Annotated in this window: 23 protein-coding genes (1 of these 23 running past the window's edge); 9 read left to right on the top strand and 14 right to left on the bottom strand. The window is 66.3% G+C overall.

Annotated features, from left to right (window positions below; genetic code table 11):
• Nucleotides 1–15: 15 nt before the first annotated feature.
• From EI73_RS04065 to EI73_RS04075, 3 genes are all read right to left on the bottom strand, one after another.
• Nucleotides 16–807: an amino acid ABC transporter permease gene (locus EI73_RS04065; protein WP_034384503.1), complete on the bottom strand. Its 792-nt coding sequence runs from the start codon at nt 805–807 to the stop codon at nt 16–18.
• 119 nt (nt 808–926) lie between these two features.
• Complete coding sequence (locus EI73_RS04070) at nt 927–1685, bottom strand: ABC transporter substrate-binding protein (protein WP_034384504.1); 759 nt, start codon at nt 1683–1685, stop codon at nt 927–929.
• Between the two features lie 174 nt (nt 1686–1859).
• Nucleotides 1860–3092 carry an ABC transporter ATP-binding protein gene (locus EI73_RS04075; protein WP_034384506.1) on the bottom strand — a complete coding sequence of 411 codons (1233 nt, stop codon included), beginning with the start codon at nt 3090–3092 and terminating at the stop codon, nt 1860–1862.
• A gap of 186 nt (nt 3093–3278) precedes the next feature.
• On the opposite strand from EI73_RS04075, the gene EI73_RS04080 reads away from it, so the two are divergent.
• A complete protein-coding gene (locus tag EI73_RS04080; RefSeq protein WP_034387699.1) occupies nt 3279–3791 on the top strand; it encodes a Na+/H+ antiporter subunit E in 513 nt (170 codons plus the stop codon).
• Here the strand turns inward: EI73_RS04080 and secA are convergent.
• On the bottom strand, nt 3788–6397 hold the full coding sequence (gene secA, locus EI73_RS04085) for a preprotein translocase subunit SecA (protein WP_034384508.1): 2610 nt from the start codon (nt 6395–6397) through the stop codon (nt 3788–3790). The two genes, EI73_RS04080 and secA, sit on opposite strands and share 4 nt — an antisense overlap.
• A 121-nt stretch (nt 6398–6518) precedes the next feature.
• Nucleotides 6519–7520, bottom strand: coding sequence for a tRNA (adenosine(37)-N6)-threonylcarbamoyltransferase complex transferase subunit TsaD (gene tsaD, locus EI73_RS04090; RefSeq protein ID WP_034384510.1), 1002 nt, complete (start codon nt 7518–7520; stop codon nt 6519–6521).
• Nucleotides 7521–7697: 177 nt separating this feature from the next.
• Here tsaD and EI73_RS04095 point away from each other — a divergent pair, with 177 nt between their 5' ends.
• Nucleotides 7698–8432: a bifunctional 2-polyprenyl-6-hydroxyphenol methylase/3-demethylubiquinol 3-O-methyltransferase UbiG gene (locus EI73_RS04095; protein WP_034384511.1), complete on the top strand. Its 735-nt coding sequence runs from the start codon at nt 7698–7700 to the stop codon at nt 8430–8432.
• On the opposite strand, the gene EI73_RS04100 is transcribed toward EI73_RS04095, so the two are convergent.
• Genes EI73_RS04100 through EI73_RS04115 form a run of 4 tightly spaced genes read right to left on the bottom strand, consistent with a single transcriptional unit; the run spans nt 8433 to nt 11194 of the window.
• Nucleotides 8433–8831, bottom strand: coding sequence for a barstar family protein (locus EI73_RS04100; protein WP_034384513.1), 399 nt, complete (start codon nt 8829–8831; stop codon nt 8433–8435).
• The gene (locus tag EI73_RS04105) at nt 8828–9277 is read right to left on the bottom strand and encodes a ribonuclease domain-containing protein (protein WP_051935407.1); all 450 of its coding nucleotides are present in this window, start codon (nt 9275–9277) and stop codon (nt 8828–8830) included. The genes EI73_RS04100 and EI73_RS04105 overlap by 4 nt, the downstream gene beginning before the upstream one ends.
• Nucleotides 9278–9313: 36 nt before the next feature.
• Entirely contained in the window at nt 9314–10321 is a 1008-nt protein-coding gene (locus EI73_RS04110) for a heme-dependent oxidative N-demethylase subunit alpha family protein (protein WP_231557281.1), read from the bottom strand.
• Nucleotides 10322–10363: 42 nt separating this feature from the next.
• Complete coding sequence (locus EI73_RS04115) at nt 10364–11194, bottom strand: undecaprenyl-diphosphate phosphatase (RefSeq protein ID WP_034384516.1); 831 nt, start codon at nt 11192–11194, stop codon at nt 10364–10366.
• Nucleotides 11195–11313: 119 nt separating this feature from the next.
• Here EI73_RS04115 and EI73_RS04120 point away from each other — a divergent pair, with 119 nt between their 5' ends.
• Nucleotides 11314–12054, top strand: a complete 741-nt coding sequence (locus tag EI73_RS04120; protein WP_034384518.1) for a S9 family peptidase — start codon at nt 11314–11316, stop codon at nt 12052–12054.
• Between the two features lie 24 nt (nt 12055–12078).
• Here EI73_RS04120 and EI73_RS04125 read toward each other — a convergent pair whose 3' ends face one another.
• From EI73_RS04125 to EI73_RS04145, 5 genes are all read right to left on the bottom strand, one after another.
• The gene (locus EI73_RS04125; RefSeq protein ID WP_034384520.1) at nt 12079–12801 is read right to left on the bottom strand and encodes an ABC transporter ATP-binding protein; all 723 of its coding nucleotides are present in this window, start codon (nt 12799–12801) and stop codon (nt 12079–12081) included.
• A complete protein-coding gene (locus EI73_RS04130) occupies nt 12798–13574 on the bottom strand; it encodes an ABC transporter ATP-binding protein (protein WP_051935408.1) in 777 nt (258 codons plus the stop codon). The genes EI73_RS04125 and EI73_RS04130 overlap by 4 nt, the downstream gene beginning before the upstream one ends.
• The gene (locus EI73_RS04135; RefSeq protein WP_081908954.1) at nt 13571–14548 is read right to left on the bottom strand and encodes a branched-chain amino acid ABC transporter permease; all 978 of its coding nucleotides are present in this window, start codon (nt 14546–14548) and stop codon (nt 13571–13573) included. Before EI73_RS04135 ends, EI73_RS04130 begins: the two co-directional genes overlap by 4 nt.
• Nucleotides 14545–15405, bottom strand: coding sequence for a branched-chain amino acid ABC transporter permease (locus tag EI73_RS04140; RefSeq protein WP_034384523.1), 861 nt, complete (start codon nt 15403–15405; stop codon nt 14545–14547). The genes EI73_RS04135 and EI73_RS04140 overlap by 4 nt, the downstream gene beginning before the upstream one ends.
• An 82-nt stretch (nt 15406–15487) precedes the next feature.
• Nucleotides 15488–16648 (bottom strand): ABC transporter substrate-binding protein, encoded by a 1161-nt coding sequence (locus EI73_RS04145; protein WP_034384524.1) that lies wholly within the window; start codon nt 16646–16648, stop codon nt 15488–15490.
• A 91-nt stretch (nt 16649–16739) separates the two neighbouring features.
• On the opposite strand from EI73_RS04145, the gene EI73_RS04150 reads away from it, so the two are divergent.
• The 6 genes from EI73_RS04150 to EI73_RS04175 all read left to right on the top strand — a co-directional run.
• Nucleotides 16740–17813 carry an alpha/beta fold hydrolase gene (locus EI73_RS04150; protein ID WP_034384527.1) on the top strand — a complete coding sequence of 358 codons (1074 nt, stop codon included), beginning with the start codon at nt 16740–16742 and terminating at the stop codon, nt 17811–17813.
• Nucleotides 17806–18528 carry an alpha/beta fold hydrolase gene (locus EI73_RS04155; RefSeq protein ID WP_034384529.1) on the top strand — a complete coding sequence of 241 codons (723 nt, stop codon included), beginning with the start codon at nt 17806–17808 and terminating at the stop codon, nt 18526–18528. The genes EI73_RS04150 and EI73_RS04155 overlap by 8 nt, the downstream gene beginning before the upstream one ends.
• Nucleotides 18529–18550: 22 nt before the next feature.
• Nucleotides 18551–19285 (top strand): CoA transferase subunit A, encoded by a 735-nt coding sequence (locus EI73_RS04160; protein WP_034384531.1) that lies wholly within the window; start codon nt 18551–18553, stop codon nt 19283–19285.
• Between the two features lies 1 nt (nt 19286).
• Nucleotides 19287–19916, top strand: a complete 630-nt coding sequence (locus tag EI73_RS04165; RefSeq protein WP_034384533.1) for a CoA transferase subunit B — start codon at nt 19287–19289, stop codon at nt 19914–19916.
• A 142-nt stretch (nt 19917–20058) separates the two neighbouring features.
• Nucleotides 20059–21726 (top strand): acyl-CoA carboxylase subunit beta, encoded by a 1668-nt coding sequence (locus tag EI73_RS04170; protein ID WP_034384535.1) that lies wholly within the window; start codon nt 20059–20061, stop codon nt 21724–21726.
• Nucleotides 21727–21762: 36 nt separating this feature from the next.
• On the top strand, nt 21763–22543 hold the 5' portion of the coding sequence (locus EI73_RS04175; protein ID WP_034384537.1) for an acyl-CoA dehydrogenase family protein. 422 nt of this gene lie beyond the right edge of the window; 781 of the gene's 1203 nt are visible here — the first part of the coding sequence; the start codon lies at nt 21763–21765; its stop codon lies off the right edge, out of view.

Genomic DNA, 22543 nt, shown 5'->3' on the forward strand with positions numbered 1-22543 from the left:
CTGACTGCTGGCGGTCTACCGGGTCGCGATTTTGACCCGTTTTTCAAGCTGGTCCGTAAAGAGTGTCATCACGGTGGTCAGCGCGAGGTACACCGCGGCGACGGTGGTCAGCACGGGGATGGGCTGGAAAGTCTCGCTGGAGACACGCGACCCGGCCAACGTGAGTTCAAGCAGGGCGATGGAGGAGGCGAGCGAAGAATCCTTGAGCAGGGCAACGAGGTTATTGACCAGGGGTGGCACCACGATGCGCAGTGCCTGCGGCAGCACCACTGTCCGCATGGTCTGGGCACCGCTGAGACCGAGGGAACGGGCGGCTTCGGTCTGTCCACGCGGAATGGCGAGGATGCCCGCACGAATCACCTCGGCGTTGTACGCACCGACATTCAGGGCCAGCGCAATCACGGCCGACCAGAACTCATTGAGCTCAATGTCCAGCCCAACCGCCCGCAAGAGGGGCGGCAGGGCGTTATACACGAAGAGGATCTGCACCAGCAGCGGGGTGCCGCGAATCAGCCAGATAAAGAGGCTGGCCGGAGCGCGGACCACCCATACCGCACTCGTTCGCATGATGCCCGCGACGATGCCCACCAGCAGACCCATCAGACCGCTCACGAGCGTCAGCTGAAGGGTCATCCTGGCCCCCTCCACAAAGAGGTCAGCGCGGGAACCGATGGGCTCGGGCATCTGCCGCAAGACGGCCGTCACCCCAAAAAACAGCAGGAAGAACGCGACGGCAGCGCCGAGCAGCCAGCCCAGCAGGGCCAGGCCACCCAGCGGCTGCCGGGGCGCAGCGGGTGGGAGGGTCATGCGCGCCTCCGGAAGAGGACCATGAACCGTGAGCTACACTCGTTTTGCATTGGGCAAGATAATGGCACAGATACGCGCCGGGGCATAGCGGGCCTCCCCGGCGCGTTCAATGACCCGACTCAGCGGCAGCGCACGTCCTGACCGAAGTACTGCCGACTGAGTTTGGCGTAGGTTCCGTCACTCATGGCCTTGGCCAGCGCCGCATTCAGTTCCTTGAGGAGACTGCTGTTCCCCTTTTTCACCGCCATGCCGATGCGCTCTTTGAACAGCAGGTCACCCTGCACCAGCTTGCCTTGTTGCGCCTTGACCACGTCCAACCCGGTGAACTTGTCTCCCACCCAGGCATCCACCCGACCAGCCAGCAGAGCGGCCTGCGCATCGGTGTCTTTGGGGTAGGTCTTGACGTCCCCCACGCCGGGCACCTTGCGGACGTTCTCCAGATAGGTGGTGCCGACCTGCACGCCGACGGACTTGCCCCTGAGCGCAGCCGCTGTCAGGGGGCCGCCGGGCTTGGTGACGATTGCGCCACCGGTGCAGTAGTGGGGGTTGGTGAAGTCGACCGCGCGCGCCCGCTCGGGCGTGATGCCGTGGCTGGCGATCACGAAGTCATAGCGGTCCTGGTTCAGGCCGATCAGCAGGTTGTCAAAAGGCTGCGTCACCCACTGGACCTTCAGGCCAAGCTGCTTGGCGAGGGCATTGGCAAGATCCACCTCAAAGCCGGTGAGGGTCTTGCCCCGGTAGTAGTTAAAGGGCGGAAAAGCCCCCTCAGTGGCAATTTTGATGGTGCCGCTGCGCTTGATCTCATCCCAGGAGCGCCCTTCAGCCGCACTGGCAAGCAGGGTCAGGGCGGTCAGGGTCAGCAGGGTCTTCTTGAGCATGGGGCTCCTCCGTCGTCTCAGACACCGGCCCCGGCTGGGGAACCGGCAGGATTGAAGTGACGGGTTACTCTACCGTCCCTACCGCTGACGGGTAAAGGTGATCTCTCTGAGAACAGGAAACGGCACACGCGCCGCCTCCCGGAAGAAAGCGGCGCGCGGCAAAGAGGCAGAGCTTCAGTCGTCGGCGGAGATGACGGTCACGGCGTCAGGTGCGGTCTGCACGGGGGTACTCGCCGGAGCCGCAGTCCCCGAAGCGGGGTACTCGTAGCCCAAGCCGGGGGTATCGGCCTGCCCACGCTTCCCGGCGGGCTGGCCACGGTCAATGGCCTCCTCCGTGGCCGCGTCAAAGGCATGCAGGCGCGTCTGGTCAATCAGCAGCTCGATCTCATCGCCAGCCTGCAGGGGGGCGTGCCCTTCCACCTTGGCGGTGACATGCTGACCGGCCACGTCGATGATGAGGTCTGTCTGGGCACCGAGCGGCTCGACCACCACGATCTTGCCCCGCAGCCGGTTCACGCCCTGCGGAAGGTCACTGTAGCCCACCACGCCGATATGCTCGGGGCGAATCCCCAAAATGACGTCCTTGCCCTCGTAGGCCCGCAGGCTTTGGGCGAGGCGGCCCATCGGGGCAACCCGGCTCTCCCCCACCACGAACTCGCCCTGCTGCACTCGGGCCTGAAGGAAATTCATGGAGGGGCTGCCGATAAAGCCCGCCACGAACTTGTTCTGCGGGAAGTCATAGAGGTTCATGGGCGTGTCGACCTGCATAATTACGCCGTCACGCATCACCACGATGCGGTCTCCAAGCGTCATCGCCTCCACCTGGTCGTGGGTGACGTAGATGATGGTCGCCCCCAGGCGGCGGTGCAGCTGGCTGATCTGCGAGCGCATCTCCACCCGCAGCTTGGCGTCGAGGTTGGAGAGGGGCTCGTCCATCAAAAAGACCTTTGGTTCACGCACGATGGCGCGGCCCATCGCCACCCGCTGGCGCTGACCCCCGGAGAGCTCCTTGGGCTTGCGGCCCAGCAGGTGCTCGATCTGCAGGATCCGCGCCGCCTCACGCACCCGCTGGTCGATCTCGGCCTTGGGCGTCTTGCGCAGCTTCAGCCCAAACGCCATGTTCTCGTAGACATTCATGTGCGGGTACAGCGCGTAGTTCTGAAAGACCATCGCGATATCGCGGTCCTTGGGGGGCACGTCATTCACCACGCGGCCATCGATTTTCAGGATGCCGTCCGTGATGTCTTCGAGCCCCGCAATCATCCGCAGCGTGGTGCTCTTGCCACACCCCGAGGGCCCCACGAACACCATGAATTCGCGGTCCGCGATGGTCAGGTTGAAATCCTTCACCGCGTGGTGCTTGGTGCCGTACCGCTTGTTGACGTGTTCCAACGTGACTTCCGCCATGAGCTGCCTACCTTTCGCCCCATCTCTCACCCGCGAACGTGCCCTGCGGGCAATCGGGTGACCGGGGTCCGAGAACCAATGACTTGGGTGAACGCTGACGCTGAGCTGACGCGAGAAGTTTATCACGGCCCCGGCACCGCCATCATGAAGAGCGCGTGCGCCCGGCTCTCCCCTACCCTGGAGGACATGCCCCTCTCGCCCCTTAGAAGTGCCGGATTTCACCTGTGCCTTGCGCTGGTATGGGCGCTCTTTCTCGGAGAGGTGAGCCTGCGCACCCTGGCCCTAGGGTACCTCGTAGGCTTCTTGCCGCTCGCCCTCTTTCACCGGGCGCTGGGAACCACCCGGTACGTCCGCAGCGTTCTTGGCCTGATCGACCTCAGCGGGTACTTTGTGCGCGAACTCATCCGCGCCAACGTCTCCATGGCTTTCCAGGCCCTCCGGCCCCGGCCGAACCTCAACCCCATGATCATCAGCGTCCGCCTGCAGCTGGAGGGAGACACGGCCCTCACCCTGCTCGCCTCCATCACCGGGCTGATGCCGGGAACAGTGGCCCTCGGCTTTTCCCCTGACCGGCAAACGATGTACGTCCACGCCGCCGGGATGGCCGATGTGCGGTCCGCCCGCAGCAGCATCTGGGAGGTCGAACGGCGACTCCTGCGGGTCTTTCAGCCCCAGGACCTCCCGGAGAACCGGGGTTAGGCGACCTGTCCGAACTGCATGCGGAAGATAAACTTCGTCACCTCGCCCTTGAGGTTGTCGATCATGTCGTTAAACATGTTCGTCGCCTCGAACTTGTACTCCGTGAAGGGGTCACGCTGGCCGTAGCCGCGCAGCCCGATGCCCTGACGCAGCACGTCCATCCCGTGCAGATGCTCCTTCCAGTGCTGGTCGACAACCTGCAGCAGCACGTAGCGGCTCAGGCTATTGAGCATGGTGGGGCCAAGTTCGGCCTTGCGGGCATCAAAGACGTCCGCGACCGCGCTGAGCAGGTGAGCGTGCGCGTCTGCTGGCGTCATCGTTCGCAACGCCTCGAAGTCGTACGTTTCCAGCTGGGGGATGGCGTCCAGCATGTTCGTGCGCAGCGTTTCCAGGTCCCAGCTCTCGGGCGCCTGGTCGATGGGCGCGTAGTAGGCCAGCTGCATCTCCGTGAAGTCCGCGATCATGCCCTCGGTGGATTCCTCGACGTCCTCGTCGGCGCCCAGCAGCACCTCTCGGCGCTGGGCGTAGATCGTATCGCGCTGCTTACTCATCACGTTATCGAACTCCAGCAGCTGCTTGCGAATGCTGAAGTTGCGGTCTTCTACCCGAGCCTGCGCCCGTTCAATCGCCCCGGTGACCATCTTCGCCTCGATGGGCTGGGTGTCGTCCATTCCCAGGCGGTCCATCATCGCCACCACGCGGTCACTCGCAAACAGGCGCATCAGGTCGTCCTCAAAGGACACGTAGAAGCGGCTGGAACCAGGGTCCCCCTGACGGCCCGCACGGCCCCGCAGCTGGTTGTCGATGCGGCGCGACTCGTGGCGCTCGGTACCGATGATGTGCAGCCCGCCCAGTTCACGAACCCGAGCACGGTCCGCCACCGTCTCGGCGTGGAACTTCTGCGCCTCACGGATAAACTGCCCCGTCATGCCCGGGATCTGCAGCCCCAGCCGCTCTGCTTCGGGGTCCTCGCGGCTGATCGCCTTCACAAAGGCTTCTGCCTCCGGCGCAAAGCGGCTGATGCCGAAGTGCCGCTCGATCGCCTCGCCGATCAGGTATTCCGCGTTACCGCCCAGCATGATGTCGGTACCGCGCCCCGCCATGTTCGTGGCGATGGTGACTGTTCCCGAGCGTCCTGCCTGCGCGATGATGCTGGCCTCCTGGGCCTCGTACTTGGCATTGAGGACGGAGTGCTTGATCCCCGCCTCGGCCAAAAGAGCGCTGAGCTGCTCGCTGGTGTCGATGCTGGCCGTGCCGATCAGGATGGGACGCCCGGTCGCGTGCACCTCCTTGACCTCCTCCACGACGGCGCGGTACTTGCCCAGGCGCGTGCGGTACACCAGGTCGTCATAATCCTTACGAATCACCGGCTTGTTGGTGGGGATCACCAGCACGTCGGAGCCGTAGATGTCGAGGAACTCCTTCTCTTCGGTCTTGGCGGTACCGGTCATCCCGGCGAACTTGTCGTATAGACGGAAGAAATTCTGGTAGGTGATCGTGGCCAGGGTCTGGTTCTCGTTCTCGATTTTGACGCCTTCCTTGGCCTCGATCGCCTGGTGCAGCCCTTCTCCGTAGCGGCGACCCGGCATGGAGCGGCCGGTGAACTCGTCGATGATGACGACCTCGCCCTCCGCGTTCACGATGTAGTCCTTTTCGCGGTGGTACAGCTCCTTGGCGCGGATCGCCTGGGTGATCATGTGCGCCTTGTCCATGTTTTCGGGGCTGTAGAGGTCGCCCAGCGAGAGCAGGCGCTCGATCTTGGCGATGCCCGCTTCGGTGAGGTGGACCTGCTTGGCCTTTTCGTCGATGGTGTAGTCGCCTGTCGGTTCCGTTCGCTTGCCGGGCTCGGCAGGTTCGCCGCGTTGCAGGCGCCTCACCAGCTTGGCGTACACGTAGTAGAGGTCGGTCGCCTTTTCCGCCGCGCCCGAGATAATCAGCGGCGTGCGGGCCTCATCGATAAGGATGGAGTCCACCTCGTCCACAATCGCGTAGTGGAGGGGATGGTCAGCGCGCAGCACCAACTGCTCACGGCTTTGAGCCATGTTGTCACGCAGGTAGTCAAAGCCCAGCTCACTGTTCGTGACGTAGGTGATGTCGCAGGCATAGGCCGCCTGACGCTGCTGGGGCTGCATCTCGCGGGTAATCAGGCCGACGGAGAGCCCGAGCGTGCGGTACAGCAGGCCCATCTCTTCGGCGCCGACGCGGGCGAGGTAGTCGTTCACGGTGACGAGGTGCGCCCCCTTGCCCGCCAGCGCATTAAGAGCCAGGGCGAGCGTGGCCACGAGCGTCTTGCCCTCGCCGGTGCGCATCTCTGCGATGCGGCCTTGGTGGAGGGCCGTTCCACCGATCAGCTGCACGTCGTAGTGCCGCTTGCCGATAGCGCGCCGGCCCGCCTCCCGGATGAGGGCAAAGGCGGGCACGAGTACATCATCGAGCGACTCGCCGCCCTCCTGCACCCGCTGGCGCAGGGCCATAAAGGCTTCGGCGAGATTCTCGATTTTCATCGTCTCTTCTTCCAGCGCGTTGACGGGCTGCACCACCGTCTTGATGATGCGCTGCACGTCGCGCTGGTTGGTATCAAACACTTTGTTCAGGACACGGAACATGACACATGAGTATAGCGCGCAGGCTCATCGCTCCTCGCCAGATTTCAGTAAGACACTTGTAAGAAAGTTGAGCGAGGAAGACGCAAAGCAGTCACGCGAGGGCCCTCTGGCGGCCGCAGGCTCAGGCGTTGGCGAGCGGCGCGTAGGCGACCGCCCCCTCACTGAGGGGGCTTGGCGCTCTTCCCGCGCGGATGGCGGCAGCCCCAGCCAGCGCGATCATCGCCCCGTTGTCGGTGTTCAGGCCCTTGCCGGGAAACACCGCGCGCACCGGGCTCGCCGCAAACGCTTCTCGCAGCGCCCGGTTTGCCGCCACGCCGCCCGACACCACCACAGTGTCCCGCCCGTAGGCCCGAGCGGCCCGCAACGTCGTCCCCACCAGAAAGCGCACCGCCGCCCGCTCGAAGCCCGCCGCGAGGTCTTCGGGCTTTGCCCCCGCTCGGTGCGCGAGGAGCGCCGCCGTTTTCAGCCCGCTGAAGGAGAAGTCAAAACCCTTTTGCCCCTGCAAGGGCTCCTTGAAGGGGACGGCATCTGGATCGCCGCGCTGCGCCGCCGCGCTGATCGCCGGTCCACCGGGATAGCCTAGACCCGCGAGCCGGGCGATCTTGTCGAACGCCTCGCCTGCCGCGTCGTCGCGCGTCGCGCCCACCAGCACGTACTCGCCCTCACGGGGCACGTCAAAGAGGTGCGTGTGGCCGCCGCTCACGACGAGGGCGAGGTAGGGAGGCTGGAGGTCCGCCTCGCTCGCCGCCGCGAAGATGTGGCCCTCGAGGTGGTGAGCGGCGTAGAAGGGCACGTCCAGCGCCTGCGCGAGGCCCTTGCCGTACATCAGGCCGACCAGGAGCGCGCCGACCAGACCAGGACCCGAGGTGGCCGCCACCGCGCCGATGTCGGCCACGGTCAAGCCGGCCTCCGAGAGGGCGTCCCCAGTCACCGCGTCGATGCGTTCCACATGCTCGCGGCTGGCCAGTTCGGGAAGCACACCGCCGTACTGCGCGTGGACCGTTTGTGACCAGACGCGGTTTGCCCGAACCCGCACCGACCCGTCCGGCACGAGTTCGACCACGCCCACACCGGTATCGTCGCAGGAGGTGTCGATGCCGAGGATGTAACGGGGAAACTTCATCGCGGGGGAGTGTAGCAGGGGTAGGCCGAACGGACGAGGCATACGGGCACGAAAGAAGGTAAGGTGTCCGCATCTCAAGGAGCCTCCTGTCCATGCGTTTGCGCTGAACCTCCAGTCCTGAACCGTCTGCCTGCCCCCTTCGGCGCGGCATCGTTCCTTCTGACTGGAGGTCCGCACATGCACTGGTCGCACTCTTTTTACGAGCGGCAAAACGCCCTGATTGACTGTTACCACGCCCCCATCCATCCCGTTCATACGGCTCTCGCGGCACGGGTCACAGGGCACCGGGGCCAGCCGGGAACCCTGCTGGAACTCGGTGCGGGCGGCGGGCAGTTCGCCGTCGCTGCGGCCCTCGCCGGGCATGACGTGACGGCGCTGGAACTGATGACGGGGGCAGGAGAACATACGCGCCGGCTGGCGGCCCAGCACGGCACCACTGTCCGTACCTTGACCGCCGATTTCTACACCGCCGACCCCGGTGGCCCCTTCAACGCCGTGTGTTACTGGGACGGCTTCGGCATAGGCGAGGACGACGAGCAGCGGCACCTGCTCTCGCGGGTGGCGGGATGGCTCGCGGCGGGAGGCACGGCCTACGTGGACGTTTATACGCCCTGGTACTGGGCGCATCACGCAGGCTTTACACGCCGGACCGAACGCTACACCCAGACCTACGGCTTCGACGCGGACGGCTGCCGGATGCTCGACACGTATGCCCCCTCCGGAGAGGAACCCTTCACCCAGTCGCTGCGCTGCTACAGCCCCGCCGACCTGCGGCTCCTGCTGCCGGGTACGGGCCTGAGCCTGGCGGAGGTGTGGCCGGGCGGAGCGTACGATCCGCGGGCGGGCGTGTACCACCCGGAGGTTCCGCTGGGCGAGTGCATGATGTATGTCGCCGTCCTCGAGCCCGCCTGATTACCAGTGCCGGGGATCGGACGCGGGTTCCTCGGCCAGCAGCCACAGGCAGCGCCCCTGCCGGTTCGCCTCGGCCTGCGCGTCGAGCAGCACCCGTTCCAGCTCGGCTCCCAGGTGCCGGTGCCGCCTGCGGAAATGCTCGTAGTCACACAGCACGAGCGCGAAGCGGGCCGGGCGCGCGTTGGGGTCGGTCAGGACGTCGTAGAGGGCGTCCCAGTTGCGCCCGAAGCTCTCGGTGAGGCCCAGGCCGCGCAGAAAGGCGAGCATCAGGCCCTCCTTGTCGCGCACGTGCGAAAGGTCTACCTCGCGCACAGCCACCTGATGACCGGCGGCCACAATCCGCGGGTCATGGGGGGCAGGCTGAATGCCCTGCGGCGTATCAGCAAAGACATTGATCACGGGCGGATTCTCCGAAAAGTCGTGTAGTGGTCGGCCGTGTAGTAGCACTCGGCGTCCGGCTGCGGCAGGACCGCGCACACGATGCGCCGCGCGCCCCGGTCCTGCTCTCCGGGGGTCGGGACCGTGTACTCACGGTAGCCTCCGCTCGGGCGTGCCGGGAGGAGGCCCTCGCGGTTGCCAAAGGTGCTGCCGTCCTTGCGGTACGGAAAGGGTCCCCCCGCCCGAATCAGCCGCAGCGTCCGCTGCCCCTCGGGCGGGAGGTCACGGACGGCGATCAAGGGCAGGCCACTGCGCGGATCACGGGTGAGGGCTTTGGTCTGGACCGCATCCGTCTGAACCGGGTGGCGCCCAGCCTGCGTTCCGCCGTCCGGCAGGTCGCAGGCCACGACGGACCCGGCAAGCACAACTGGCCATACCGCACGGGTCAGGAGGCGGAGAACGTTCACGCTCCTGAGTGTACGGCGCGGCGGCTGACGGCCCCTTTATCCTTTCCCGGACCCTTCGTCCAGCCAGGCGAGCAATTCGGGCAGCAGACGCGCAAGCCCCTTGTACGTGACCTGCTCGGGCGTCATGCTTCGCAGCGCAGCGGCGAGCGCGTGTGCCTGCTCGGGCAAGGCCACCGCCTCCCGCAGCGCGTAGGTATAGGGCCGAATGGTAAAGAGGGCGCCCTGCGCGTCCGGAAAACCCGTGAGGGTCTGCCGCTCAACGCGCAGGAAGGCACGGTCCGGGTCAAAGCGGGTGGCCTCAGCTCGGTCGGCGTCTGGAGGCGCGGCGGGGTGATGGTCGAGGCGGTCACCCATGCTGAGGCCCCAGGCAAACCGCACGAACGGCCCCCGGCTGATCACCGCGTCTATCAGCCGGGGTGCAGTCGCATTGAGCGGCCCGCTTCCCGCAACCGGTGCGTGAACGGCGACAAAGTCCCGTCCCAGCTTCTCCCGCGGATCCCAGTGCTGCGGTGACAGGACGTGTATGGCGGCCAGCCAGTCCCGGGCGGTGCGAGCATCACGGGCAACCAGCGCCAGGTCCTCGGGGGCATTCAGGCCCAGGAAGTCGAGTGCGTGTACGGGAAGCACCTCCGCGACCAGGGAGGCCAGGGGCGCGGGGAAACGTTCCAGGCGCTCCACACTTCCCCAGCGGGGCTCAAGGTCGGCGGCCCACCCGAGGAGCAGGTTGCGGAAGGTGCGTCCGTCCCAGGTCATGACCCCGCCACTCTCGGCAGCGAGGGTACGGGCGATAAAGGTCAGGGCGGCCTCGCGCAGGTCGGGCGTCAGGGCAGCTTCCCCCATGTACTCGTAGGGCGCGCGGGTATGAGCGCCCACCTTGCTCGCCACGAATCGTGGGTAGTCGCCGTCGAGGGCGAAGGTGTGTGTCTCCACCTGCGGCACCTCCAGCCAGGGAATCCGCTGGCTGCCCAGGCGGTACAGACCCGCGGAGACGGTGTACCGGCCGCTCAGAAAGGGACGGTAGCAGGCGGGCGGCTGGAACAACACGGGGGACATTGTGACAGAGGAGGCCGGTCGGTTCGCTCGCCGCTACAGCCCCCCGCTCCCGTTGGCCAGTCGCCCTGTGGCCACCAGGACCAGGATCAGCACACCGACGACCACCCGGTACACCGCGAAACCCTTGAAGCTGTTGTGGGACACGAAGCGCAGCAACCAGCCGATGGCGAGATAGGCTACGGCAAAGCTGGTCGCAGCCCCCAAGAAGACATTCAGCAGGCCAATCTCCGCCAAAAGGTCACGGCTTTTCACGAAGTCCACAAGCGCTGCCCCGCCCAGGGTTGGAATCCCCAGATAAAAGCTGAAGCGGGTGGCCGTCTGGCGGTCCAGCCCCATCACCATTCCGCCCAGAATAGAACTCGCGCTGCGGGAGAAACCGGGCCACAGAATCGCCAGGCACTGCACGGTCCCGATCAGCAGCGAGCGGCGCACGCCGATGTCCTTGAGATCGTGAATGACGGGGGAGGCGCGGCGGCTCTCCAGAAGCCACATGAGTATCCCGCCCACGATGAGCGCCCAGGCCACCACGGTGGGCCGAAAGAGGTTCGCCTTGATCGCATCGGCAAACAGCAGGCCGAGGATCAGGGCCGGAATGCAGGCCACCACCACGCCCCCCCAGAGGCGCTGGGTGGGCCGGTCGTGGCCGATCACCCGCGCCTGCGCCACAAAGTCGCGCCCGTAGTAGGCGAGCACCGCCAGGATCGCGCCGCCCTGAATCACCACCTCGAAGGTGTCTTTGATTTCCTTGGGCCAGGGCACGCCCATCAGGTTTCCGGCGACGATGAGGTGCCCGGTGGAACTGATCGGCAAGAACTCGGTGATGCCCTCGACGATCCCGTAGATGATGGCGTAAAACCAGTCCATGTCCGGGGGAGCCTAGCACCTTGAGCCGAAGGTGAGCTTCCGCCCAAAGGTGGAGCAGGTCGCAGCGCCCAAGCCACCCTGAGCCCAGCTCGACGGCGCGGGCCTCTAGACTTTGCGCTATGGAGCAGTTCGCCCAGTTCACGGTTGGCGGTCAGCGCCTCTACGGCATGTTGCACGTTCCGGATGGCGAGCGGCCCGCTTCCGGCTGGCCCAGCGTCGTCATGCTGCACGGCTTCACCGGCAACCGGCTGGAGGGGCACCGCCTCTTTCCGCTGTTCTCGCGGTATCTCACGGCGCGCGGCGTCGCGAGCCTGCGGTTTGATTTTCGGGGCAGTGGCGAGTCGGAGGGTGACTTTTCCGAGATGACCGCGCTGCGCGAGGTGGAAGACACTGTGGCCGCCTTCGCGTACCTGCGTGGCCTGCCCATGCTCGACCCCGAACGGGTGATGGGGCTGGGCTTCAGCATGGGTGGCCTGGTCGCAGCGCTCGCGGCGGAGCGGGTTCGGCCCCACCGCCTGGCGCTGTGGGCACCCGCCCTTCCCGAGCTGTGGCTGCCGCTGCTGCGCGGCGGGTACGCGCCCCCCGTTATCCTCGATTACGGCGGCTGGCCCCTCGGGCGCGAATTCCTGCTGGAGATGCCGCGCCTGAAGCCGCTCGACGCCGCCGCACGCTGGGGCGGTGTGGCCCGCGTCTTCCACGGCGACGCCGACACGGTCTGCCCGCCGGACTACGGCATCCGCTACGCCCGGGCTCTGCGCTGCGACGCCGTCGGCATCCCCGGTGCCAACCATACCTTCGACTCCCTGGAGGCGGTGGAGATGCTTTACCGCGAGACCGGGCGCTTTTTGCTGGGGGGATGAGCCCGGCGATGGGGGCGCGCTGGCCTACAGCGCCAGATACGCTTCCCGCACCCGTGGGTCGGCCAGCAGGGCTGCCCCCGTTCCCTCATTGACGACCTGCCCGTTTTCCAGCACGTAGGCGCGGTCGGCGAGCTGGAGGCTCAGGCCTACGTTCTGCTCGACCAGCAAAACGGTCACACCCTCCGCATTCACCGCTTTCAGGGCTTCAAAAACGGTTTGGGTCATCAGCGGCGAGAGGCCCAGCGAGGGTTCGTCCACGACGAGGACGCTGGGGCGGCCCATCAGCGCGCGGCCCACAGCGACCATCTGTTGCTCGCCGCCGGAGAGGGTGCCCGCCAGTTGCCCCTGCCGCTCGCGCAGGCGAGGAAACAGCGTGTAGACGTGTTCGAGCGTCTGCGCCTGGGCCTCCCGCGCCTCCGGGCGCATCGCCGCCCCCAGGTCCAGGTTCTCCCGCACGGTCATCCGCGGGAACAGTTCGCGGCCTTCGGGCACGTGCCCCAGCCCCAGCCGCACGATATGCGAGGGGGCCGAACGGGTGATGTCCCGCCCGCCAAGCAGGATGCGGCCCCCAGTCGGCTTCACCACGCCGCTCACGGCCCGCAGGGTGGTTGTCTTGCCTGCACCGTTCGCCCCGATCACCGCCACGAACTCGCCGGGGCGCGCCCTTAAGCTCACGTCCCACAGCACCTGAACCTTGCCGTACCCGGCGGCGAGGTGTTCGATCACCAGTTCCTGGCCCCGGATCATGCGCGCAGTCCTTCCTCGGTACCCAGGTACGCGGCGACCACCTGAGGATTGGCCGTCACCTCGCGGTACGTGCCCTCCGCAATCACCTGGCCCTGGTCCATCACGACCACCCGGTCGGCCAGGTCGCGCACCACCGGCATGATGTGCTCGATAAACAGAATGCTGACGCCGCTTTCGCGCACGCTCCGCACCAGGCTGACGGCCTCCTGCGCCTCCGCCGGACGCAGGCCCGCCATCACCTCGTCGAGCAGCAGCACGCGCGGCTGGGTGGCGAGGGCGCGGGCCACCTCCAGCCGCTTGTCCTGGAGGAGGGTGAGTTCATGCGCGGCTTTGTCGGCGTGTGGGGCGAGGCCAGTTCGTTCCAGCAGGTCATAGGCCCGCTCGCGCGCTTCGGAAAGCCGCACGCCCGGCTTGCCAAAGAGTGCGCCTACGGTCACGTTTTCATGCACGGTCATCTCCGGAAAGGGCCGCACGATCTGAAAGGCGCGGCCCAACCCCCGGTGACAGCGCGCCTCCATGCTCTCCCCCGTCACGTCCTGCCCCAGCAGCCAAAGCCGTCCGGAAGTGGGGCGGTAGACCCCAGAAAGCAGGTTCAGCAGCGTCGTCTTGCCCGCCCCGTTCGGCCCGATCACCGCCAGGATCTCCCCGGCGTACTGGGTAAAGGTGACCTTCTGAACGGCCAACAGCCCGCCAAAGCGCCGGCTTAAGCCCTCGGCACGCAGAACCGTTTCCTTTTCGCCGACGCCTGACGGTTGAACGCTGACCGCCGTCACAGCTCTCCCCCCTGCTTTCCGCGCCGGAAGAAGCCCATCAGCCCGCGCGGCAGCCACAGAATGCTCAGCATCAGCACCAGGCCGTAGACGACAAGGTAACCGTTCTTGACGTAGGCGTGCAGCCCTTCTTCGGCCACCCGCAGCACCGTCGCCCCCAGAATCGGCCCCAGCGTGGTGTACAGCCCGCCAAAGATAGAGGTCGTCAAGGGGGCGATGGAGTTGGCGAGGCCAAAGGTTTCGAGAGGATTGATGAAAAAGGTCTTTCCGGCATACAGCACGCCGCCAAGCGCAGCCAGGAAGGAGGAGACGAAAAAGGCGAGCAGCTTATACCGCACGACCTGGACGCCCAGCACCCGCGCTGTCTCCTCGCCCTGCCGAATGGCGGCAAAGGCGTGATGCAAGCGCGAGCGGCGAACCGCGAGGCTCACGAGCGCGGTGAACAGGAGCACCCCCAGGGCCAGGAAATACTGCGCGCGAGCGTTCCCACCCAGCAGCGCGGGCACCAGCAGACCGTTCGCCCCGCCCGCCACCGACTCCGGCAGGTTCTGGATGATCGTCCGCACGACTTCGGTAAAGGCGAGGGTGGCGATCGCGAAATACATCCCGCTCAGGCGCAGGGTCACGGCCCCAAGCACCAGAGCGAGCAGCGCTGCCAGCAGGGCCGCGAGGGGCATCGCCACGAACCACGGCCACACCTTGCTGAGCAGGGCGAAGCCGTAGGCCCCCAACCCGTAGAAGGCGGCGTGCGCGAGTGACACCTGTCCACTGCGCGCCAGGATGTCCCACGACAGCGCCAAGGTGCCCCCCACCAGCGTGAAAAAGGCGATTTGCAACAGGTATTCCGCGCGCGTTCCCAGCGGCAGGAAGGGAAAGATCAGCGCCAGCAGGAAGTACAGTCCCAGCGGCACCCATGCCCGGGCGGTGAGGTCGGGGCGGCGCGGAGCAGTTCGCCGGAGGCCCACCGACCGGCTCACCTGGCCCCCCGGTAGGAACGGAACACCAGGGTGGCGAAGATCAGGAGGAAGAACACCGCGTCACTCCACCCGCCGCCGCCCGGCACGTAGGTCTGGACCAGCGCCTCCGCGACGCCGAGGACCACGCTGGCCCACAGCACGCCCGTCAGGTTGCCCAGCCCCGCCATCACGATGATCGCAAAGGCTTTCAGCGCGAACACCAGCCCCACGGTGGGCGACGCGAACAGCAGGGTAGCGACCAGCACGCCCGCGACCGCCGCCAGGGCGCAGCTCACCCCAAAGGCGATCAGGTACACCCGGTCCACGTCGATGCCGATGAGCTGCGAGCCCCGGCGGTTTTGCGCCACCGCGCGCATCTGGCGGCCCAGGGTGGTGCGGTACAGCACCGCGTACAGCCCCGCCAGAATGGCCACCGCGAACGCGAACGCGATGGCTTTTGGCCCGCCCACGCTCAGCGCTCCCAGGCTGATCGAACTGCCCTGGTACGGCGTGGTAACGGTGCGGGTGTTACCGCCCAGCCACATCAGCGCCAGGTTCTGTAGCAGGATGCCCAGGCCAAAGGTCAGCAGCATCTGGTTGAGCTCGGGCGCGAGCAGGACGTGCCGGAGGCTCACCCGGTAGGTGAGCGCGCCCACGGCAAACACCGCGACCGCCGCCAGCGGCAGCGAGAGCAGCGGGTCTACGCCCAGGAACGTGCTCAGGCCCCAGGTCAGAAACGCGCCGATCATCAGAAACTCGCCGTGGGCGAAATTCACGATGCCGACCACGCCGACCGCCAGCGCCAGCCCCGACGCGACGAGCGCGTACAGGCCGCTTTGCAGCAGGCCGTTCAGCAGAGTTTGTACCAAGAGTTCCATCAAGGCTCCGTCTGGGAAAAGGAGCGAGGCGTGAGGGCACTCCAAACGGCGGAGTGTTCTCCCTCCTCCTTCCCTCACCCCTTTACTTGTTCCACACCATGGGCTTCTGCGCGAACTTAATCGGGTACACCGGCACGCGGCTGTCATTCAGGAACTGGAAGTGCAGCCAGTTCCCGGACTTAAAGCCCTGGTACTGGGTCTTGAGGCTCTTGCTGAAGGTGAGCTTGCCAAAGGGAGTATCGACGTTCGTCCGGGCGAGTTCAGCAGCGACCTTGTCCTTGTCGGTGCTCCCCGCACGGTTGATCGCGGCCGCGAGCGTCTTGAGGTTCACGTAGGCGAGCGGCGCGAAGTACTCCTCGGTCACGCTGCCGAACTTCTTGCGGTACGCGGCGACAAACTTGCGGCTTTCGGGCTGCGGGCTGGCGGGAAGCCAGAGGCTGAGGCCCGCGATGTTGTCGGCGAGCTTATTCTTCTCGAAGCCGACCGGCCACGAGGGCGGCGTGCCGTAGACCAGGCCCACCTCCAGGTTCTGCTGCTTGATCTCGGTGGCCAGGGGCAGGGCGTCTGTGTCGTAGCCTACCCAGTACAGGATGTCGGGCTTGGCCGCCTTCGCCTTGCTCACCAGCGGTCCAAAATTACCGCTGCCCGTCTTGAACTTCTCGCTCATCACGACGTTGAAGCCCGCCTTCTTAAAGGCCGCGATCGTGTCATTGATCCCGGCCGAGCCAAAGGGACCGTCCTCGTAGGCAATGGCGATGTTCTTGGCGCCCTTGCTGCGCTTGAGGTACTTGAAGTAGTCGAGAATCGCCTCGAAGTTGTAGTACGACCAGGGGTGGTAGTGAAAGAAGTAGCGGTGGTCAGCAAAGGCATCCTCGACCGGCACCGCCGCCGCCCCGATCCAGGCCATCAAGGTGCCGTACTGCTTGGCGGGGCCGCTCACCGCGATGGAAGTGGCGCTGCTCACGCCGCCCGCCATAAAGTCCACCTTCTCCACTGTCACCAGCCGGACAAATTCCGGCACCGCCTTGGCGGGTGAAGAGCCGTCATCCGCGAACTCGAGTTCCAGCGGCTTGCCCAGGACGCCCCCCGCTCGGTTGATCTCGTCCAGCGCGAGCAGGTAGCCGTTCCTGGCGGCCTGCCCCGACACGCTGCCGGCCCCCGTGAGAGGAAGCAGCACGCCCACCTTCACCGCGCCCGCACCAGAGAGCGCGAGCAGCACGCCCGTCAGTAGCATCTTTTTCATAGTCAAGGCAAGTGTAGGGAAGGAGCGTCACGCCCGCGTTACAGCTGGTCCTGTGACCACCCCGTAACGCCTCCCGCCTACCCTCGGAGCGATGCGACAGATGGTTGAGGAGACGGGAGGCGCGTTCACGCTGGAGGTGACGCTGCCGCTCGGGGGCGTGCCGGTGGCTGTGCGCCTGGGCGGGCAGACGTGGGGACGCCTCAGCGAGGCGCGCGACAACGCCGTGCTGGTCTGCCACTACTACACCGGCACCTCAGAAGCGGCGGGGGTAGGAGAGGACGGAACGCTCGGCTGGTGGGCGGCGCTGATCGGGCCGGGGCGGGCGGTGGACACGGAGCGCTTTTTTGTGGTGGCGATGAATACCCTCTCGAACGTGCAGGCCCGCGCTCCGGGGGTGGTGACCACCGGGCCAGACACAAAGCACCCTCAGGGCGGGGTGTGGGGCGAACGGTTTCCAGCCTGGGGGTTTGCCGATCTGCACGCGCTGCAACGGGCACTCTTGGCCCAGCTGGGGCTGGAGCGCTGGCATGCGGTCCTCGGCCCCAGCTTCGGCGGGATGCAGGCACTCCAGTGGGCCGCCCGCACGCCTGACCTCGCGCCCCGGGTGGCCGCCATCGCCACCAGCCCCTGCGCCGGGCCGGTGCTGCGCGCAGCCTTTGGGCCACTGCTGCGCGACGTCGCGTCCTGTGGAGGGCTGGCCGGAGCGCTTCGCCTGATCTCCTTTTTTGGGATGGGCGCAGACGCGCTCGAACGCACCTTCCACGAGGCGGACTTTGAGGCTTACCTGCTGTCGCGGGGGCGCACCGCCAGCCTCGCACACATCCTCGACATCGGCCGAGTGGTGCAGACGCACGACCTGGGAGCGGTTCTGCCGCGCGACGAACTGTTCGCCCGTTGGCGGGACACGAGGTTGCGCCTCCTTACCGTGAACATCCGCGGCGACCAGTTCTTTCCCGCTGCCGAGATGCGGGCCTTTGCCGAAGCAAGCCGGGCGGCGGGCGTCACCCACACCCACTTCGAGTACGACTCGGCACAGGGACACCTCGCCTGCGTGGCCGACACCGCCCCCTTCGCGGGGCTGCTGCGCGCCCTGCTCGACGACGCGCTGCCCGAAGCACCCCTCCCGCCCGAGCGGCTCTCCCAGGGGGAGGCACCCCGTGCCTGAGCGCGTGCTGGTGGCTCTGCACGGCAACTTCGCCTCTTCGGCGTGGTGGAAAGCCCTGCGGGATGATCCCCCGGCCGGTTGGCGTGTGCTGGCCCCCGACCTGCCGGGCTTTGCCGGAACCGAGTTCGCGGGCGAGGCGAGCATTCCTGCCTACGCGGACTGGCTCGGGGGCTGGCTGGCGGAGCAGAAACTCAGCCGCCCCGCGCTGCTGGGCCACAGTCTCGGCGGAGCGGTAGCGCTCGAACGGGCCGCCCGCGCTCCGGGGGCGTATGCCGGACTGATCCTGGCGGCAAGCCCCCCCCTCACCGGCCTCGTTACACCCGAGGAGAACTACCCGGTGCTGGAGCTGCTGCGCGTGAATCCGCAGCTTCGCGAGCTCAGTCTGGAGGCCCTCTTTCCCTCCGGCAGACCCGCCAACTTTGCCGAGCTGGTCGAAGACGCCGGACGCATGGCCGCGGGGCACTACAGCGGCAATGCCCGCGCCTTGGCCGCTTGGCGGGTGGACGGAACGCGCCTCAGGGGCCTTCCCGTGCTCGTGTTGGGCGGCGAGCTCGACACGTTGGTGACGCCCGCTCTGGTGCGCGCGCAGGCCGCAGCCCTAGGCACAGAAGCGGTGGTGCTTGCGGGACGCGGGCACGGCTTCCCGCAGGAAGACCCGGCAGCGTTCCGGGGGCTTCTCCAACGCTTCCTCGACACGCTGCCGAACAACTGTTAGCGGTGATTACAATGGAGGCCAAATGAACAAGGTGTATCCGAGCGCCCGTGCGGCGCTGCAAGACATCGTGGCCGATGGTCAGACCGTCGCCGTGGGTGGCTTCGGCCTCTGCGGCATTCCCGAGCAACTCATCCTCGCCCTGCGCGACAGCGGCGTCAAGAACCTCACCGCCGTCAGCAACAACGCGGGCGTAGACGGCTGGGGCCTGGGGCTCCTCCTCGAAACCCGTCAGATTCGCAAGATGATCTCCTCCTATGTGGGCGAGAACAAGGAATTCGAGCGTCAGTACCTCGCCGGAGAGCTGGAGCTGGAATTCACGCCGCAGGGCACCCTGGCTGAACGGATGCGCGCGGGCGGGGCGGGCATTCCCGGCTTCTATACGAAGACGGGCGTCGGCACCGTCGTCGCCGAGGGCAAGGAGCACAAGGAGTTTGACGGCGAGACATACATCCTCGAGCGGGGCATCAGGGCTGATCTCGCGCTTGTCAAGGCGTGGAAGGGGGATAGGGCGGGCAACCTCGTGTACCGCAAGACCGCCCAAAACTTCAATCCCCTCGCCGCGGCCTGTGGCCGGATCACCGTCGCCGAGGTGGAAGAACTCGTGGAGATCGGTGAACTCGACCCCGATGACGTCGATACTCCCGGTATCTACGTGCAGCGCGTCGTGCATCACCCCTTTCCCGAAAAGCGCATCGAGCAGCGCACGGTGAGGACGGTACAGCCAAACGCCGCCAGCGCGGCCGGAGAGGAGGTCTAAGATGCCCTGGACCCGTGAAGAGATGGCGGCCCGCGCCGCACAAGAATTGCAAGACGGCTACTACGTGAATCTCGGGATCGGCCTGCCCACTCTGGTGGCCAACCACATTCCCCAGGGCATGTCGGTGTGGCTGCACTCGGAAAACGGCCTGCTGGGGATCGGTCCCTTTCCCACCGAGGACGAGGTAGACCCCGACCTCATCAACGCGGGCAAGCAGACGGTGACCGCCCTCCCGGGCGCGAGCTTTTTTTCCAGCGCCGAATCCTTTGCCATGATTCGCGGCGGACACATCAACCTGGCGATTTTGGGCGCGATGCAGGTGTCGGAACGGGGCGACCTCGCCAACTGGATGATTCCCGGCAAGATGGTAAAGGGCATGGGCGGCGCGATGGACCTGGTGGCAGGAGTGCAGCGCGTCGTCGTCCTGATGGAACACGTCGCCAAGGGGGAGGCCCACAAGATCCTGCCCGAGTGCACCCTGCCGCTGACAGGAAAAGGCGTGGTGGACCGCATCATCACCGACCTCGCCGTGTTGGACGTTACCCCGGAGGGCCTGAAGCTGGTCGAGCTTGCTCCTGGAGTCAGCCTGGACGAGCTGCGGGCCAAAACCGGCGCGGAGCTCCGAGTGTAAAGGGCGGAAGGCAAGCAGGCCAGCACGGGGCCTCGCCCCCATGCCTCGGCGGGCGCGGGAGGTCATCGGTGCGGGGGGAGCCCAGGCAGGAGCGGTTGCCGGTTGCCCATTCCTAACGGCCGTTTGTTAGACTGCTGGGCAGATGACCCAGCCTGATACCCGCACTCCGGTGCCGCCCATGGCCGCCGCCTGGGCAGAAGCCCTCTCCCGTTTGGCGGCGGATCAAGCCCGCGTTCGTGCGGGAGGTGGCCCCAAGGCGCGGCAGCGCCAGCACGAGAAGGGGCGGCTGACCGCCCGCGAACGCATCGCCCGCCTCGTCGATGAGGGCACCCCCTTCGACGAACTGATGACCTTTGCGGGGTGGGAGATGTACGAGGAGGTCGGCGGTTGCCCCAGCGGCGGCACGGTGACCGGCATCGGCCGGATCGCGGGCCGACCCTGGATGATCATCGCCAATGACGCCACCGTCAAGGCGGGTGCCTTTTTCCCGATCACCGCCAAAAAGGTGATTCGCGCGCAGACGATCGCCCTGGAAAATCACCTGCCGGTCGTATACCTGGTGGACTCGGCGGGGGTCTACCTGCCCATGCAGGATGAGATCTTCCCCGACCAAGACGACTTTGGACGCGTCTTTTACCTCAACGCCCGCATGAGCGCGAGGGGCATTCCGCAGATCGCCGCGATCATGGGGAACTGCGTCGCGGGCGGCGCGTACCTGCCGGTGATGTGTGACACCCTGATCATGACCGAGGGGTCGGGGCTGTACCTGGCCGGGCCAGCGCTTGTGCGGGCGGCCATCGGGCAGGTGGTGGACTCTGAGGAGCTGGGCGGCGCCGACATGCACGCCTCCATCGCTGGAACGGTGGACTACAAGGAACCGAGTGACGAGGCCGCACTGGAACGCATCCGGGCGCTGGCCGGAATGTACGCCGCAGGCGAGGTGGCGCCCTGGGCCAAGCGGCGCCAGCCCGTGCGCCCCGCTCCCGAACGCGATCTGACCGAGTTGGTGAGCCTGGATGGCAGCAAGCCGTATGACGTGCGCGAACTCATTACGGCGCTGGTGGACGGCGGAGAGTTTCATGAATTCAAGGCGGCATACGGTGAAACGGTCGTGTGCGGCTTTGCGCGGTTAGGTGGCTACCCGGTGGGCTTGGTCGCCAACCAGCGCACGGTCATCAAAAAGAAGCTGAAAGCGGGCGGCGAACCGGGGCTACGCACACGCATCGAGGTGGGCGGCGTGATCTACGGGGACGCCGCGGACAAGGCCGCCCGCTTTATCCTCGACGCGAATCAGGCCGGGGTACCGCTCATCTTCCTCTCCGACGTGACCGGCTTTATGGTGGGCCGCGATTCGGAGCAAGAGGGGATCATCCGCCGGGGCGCGAAGATGGTCAATGCCGTTTCCAACAGTGTCGTGCCCAAAATCACCGTCATCACCGGCGGTTCTTTTGGTGCGGGCAACTACGCGATGAACGGCAAGGCGTACGGCCCCCGCTTCATCTTCGCCTGGCCCAGCGCCAAGTATGCCGTGATGAGCGGGAACGCCGCCGCCAAGACCCTGCTCGATATCCAGCTTGCCGCCCTGAAGCGCAGCGGGCACGAACCCGACGACGAGGAACTCGCTCGCCTCTTTGCAGAAATCAAGGCCAAGTACGACGCCGAACTCGACCCCCGCTACGCCGCCGCTCGCCTGTGGGTGGACGAGATCATCCCGCCGCAGGAGACCCGTGACCACCTGATTCGTGCCCTTGAAGCCTGCGCCCAAAATCCGCAGCAAGACGAGCTGCGGGTGGGCGTCTTCCAGGTGTAACGCCGCTCTCGACACCCTGTATTCCGGAGGCATCCCATGACCAGCATCCTCGACCGTCCCGTGAATCCTAACCTCACTCCTTTGAACGACGATCAGCGCACCATCCTCAGCACCCTGAGGAGCTTTCTGAAACAGCGGGTGGAGCCTGGAGCGGCCCAGCGCGATCAGACCGGCGAGTTTCCCTTCGAGATCGTCCGTGAACTGGGCGAAATGGGCATCATGGGCGCGCAAACACCCGAACAGTACGGCGGGGCGGGCCTGGACACCGCCACCTTTGCCATGATCATCGAGGAGATCGCGGCGGTAGACGGCTCCTTGTGCCTGACGGTCGCCTCACACAACAGCCTGTGCCAGGGGCATCTTCTGATCGCAGGCAGCGAGGCACAGAAACAGAAGTTCCTGCCCGACCTCGCCTCGGCCAAGAAGCTGGGCGCCTGGGGCCTCACTGAGCCCGGCAGCGGCTCCGACAGCGGCGGTATGCAGTCACGCGCCACCGAGCAGCCCGACGGCTCGTGGATTCTGAACGGCTCCAAGAATTTCATCACCCAGGGCAGCGTGGGCGGGACGTACGTGGTGCTTGCTCGCACCGATCCGCCGCGCCCGGGCAAGGGCAAGAACGACGGCATCTCGGCCTTTGTCTTTAACCGCGACGAGGTGCAGGGCTTTTCCATCGGGCGCAAGGAAGACAAGCTGGGCCTGCGCTCCTCAGACACCGCGCAGCTCATCTTCGAGGACATCCACCTGCCCGCAGACGCGCTGCTGGGCGAGCGCGGCAACGCCTTCAAGGACGTGATGCGGGTGCTGGACGGCGGGCGGG

This window comes from Deinococcus sp. YIM 77859, from assembly GCF_000745175.1.
Classification (GTDB): domain Bacteria; phylum Deinococcota; class Deinococci; order Deinococcales; family Deinococcaceae; genus Deinococcus.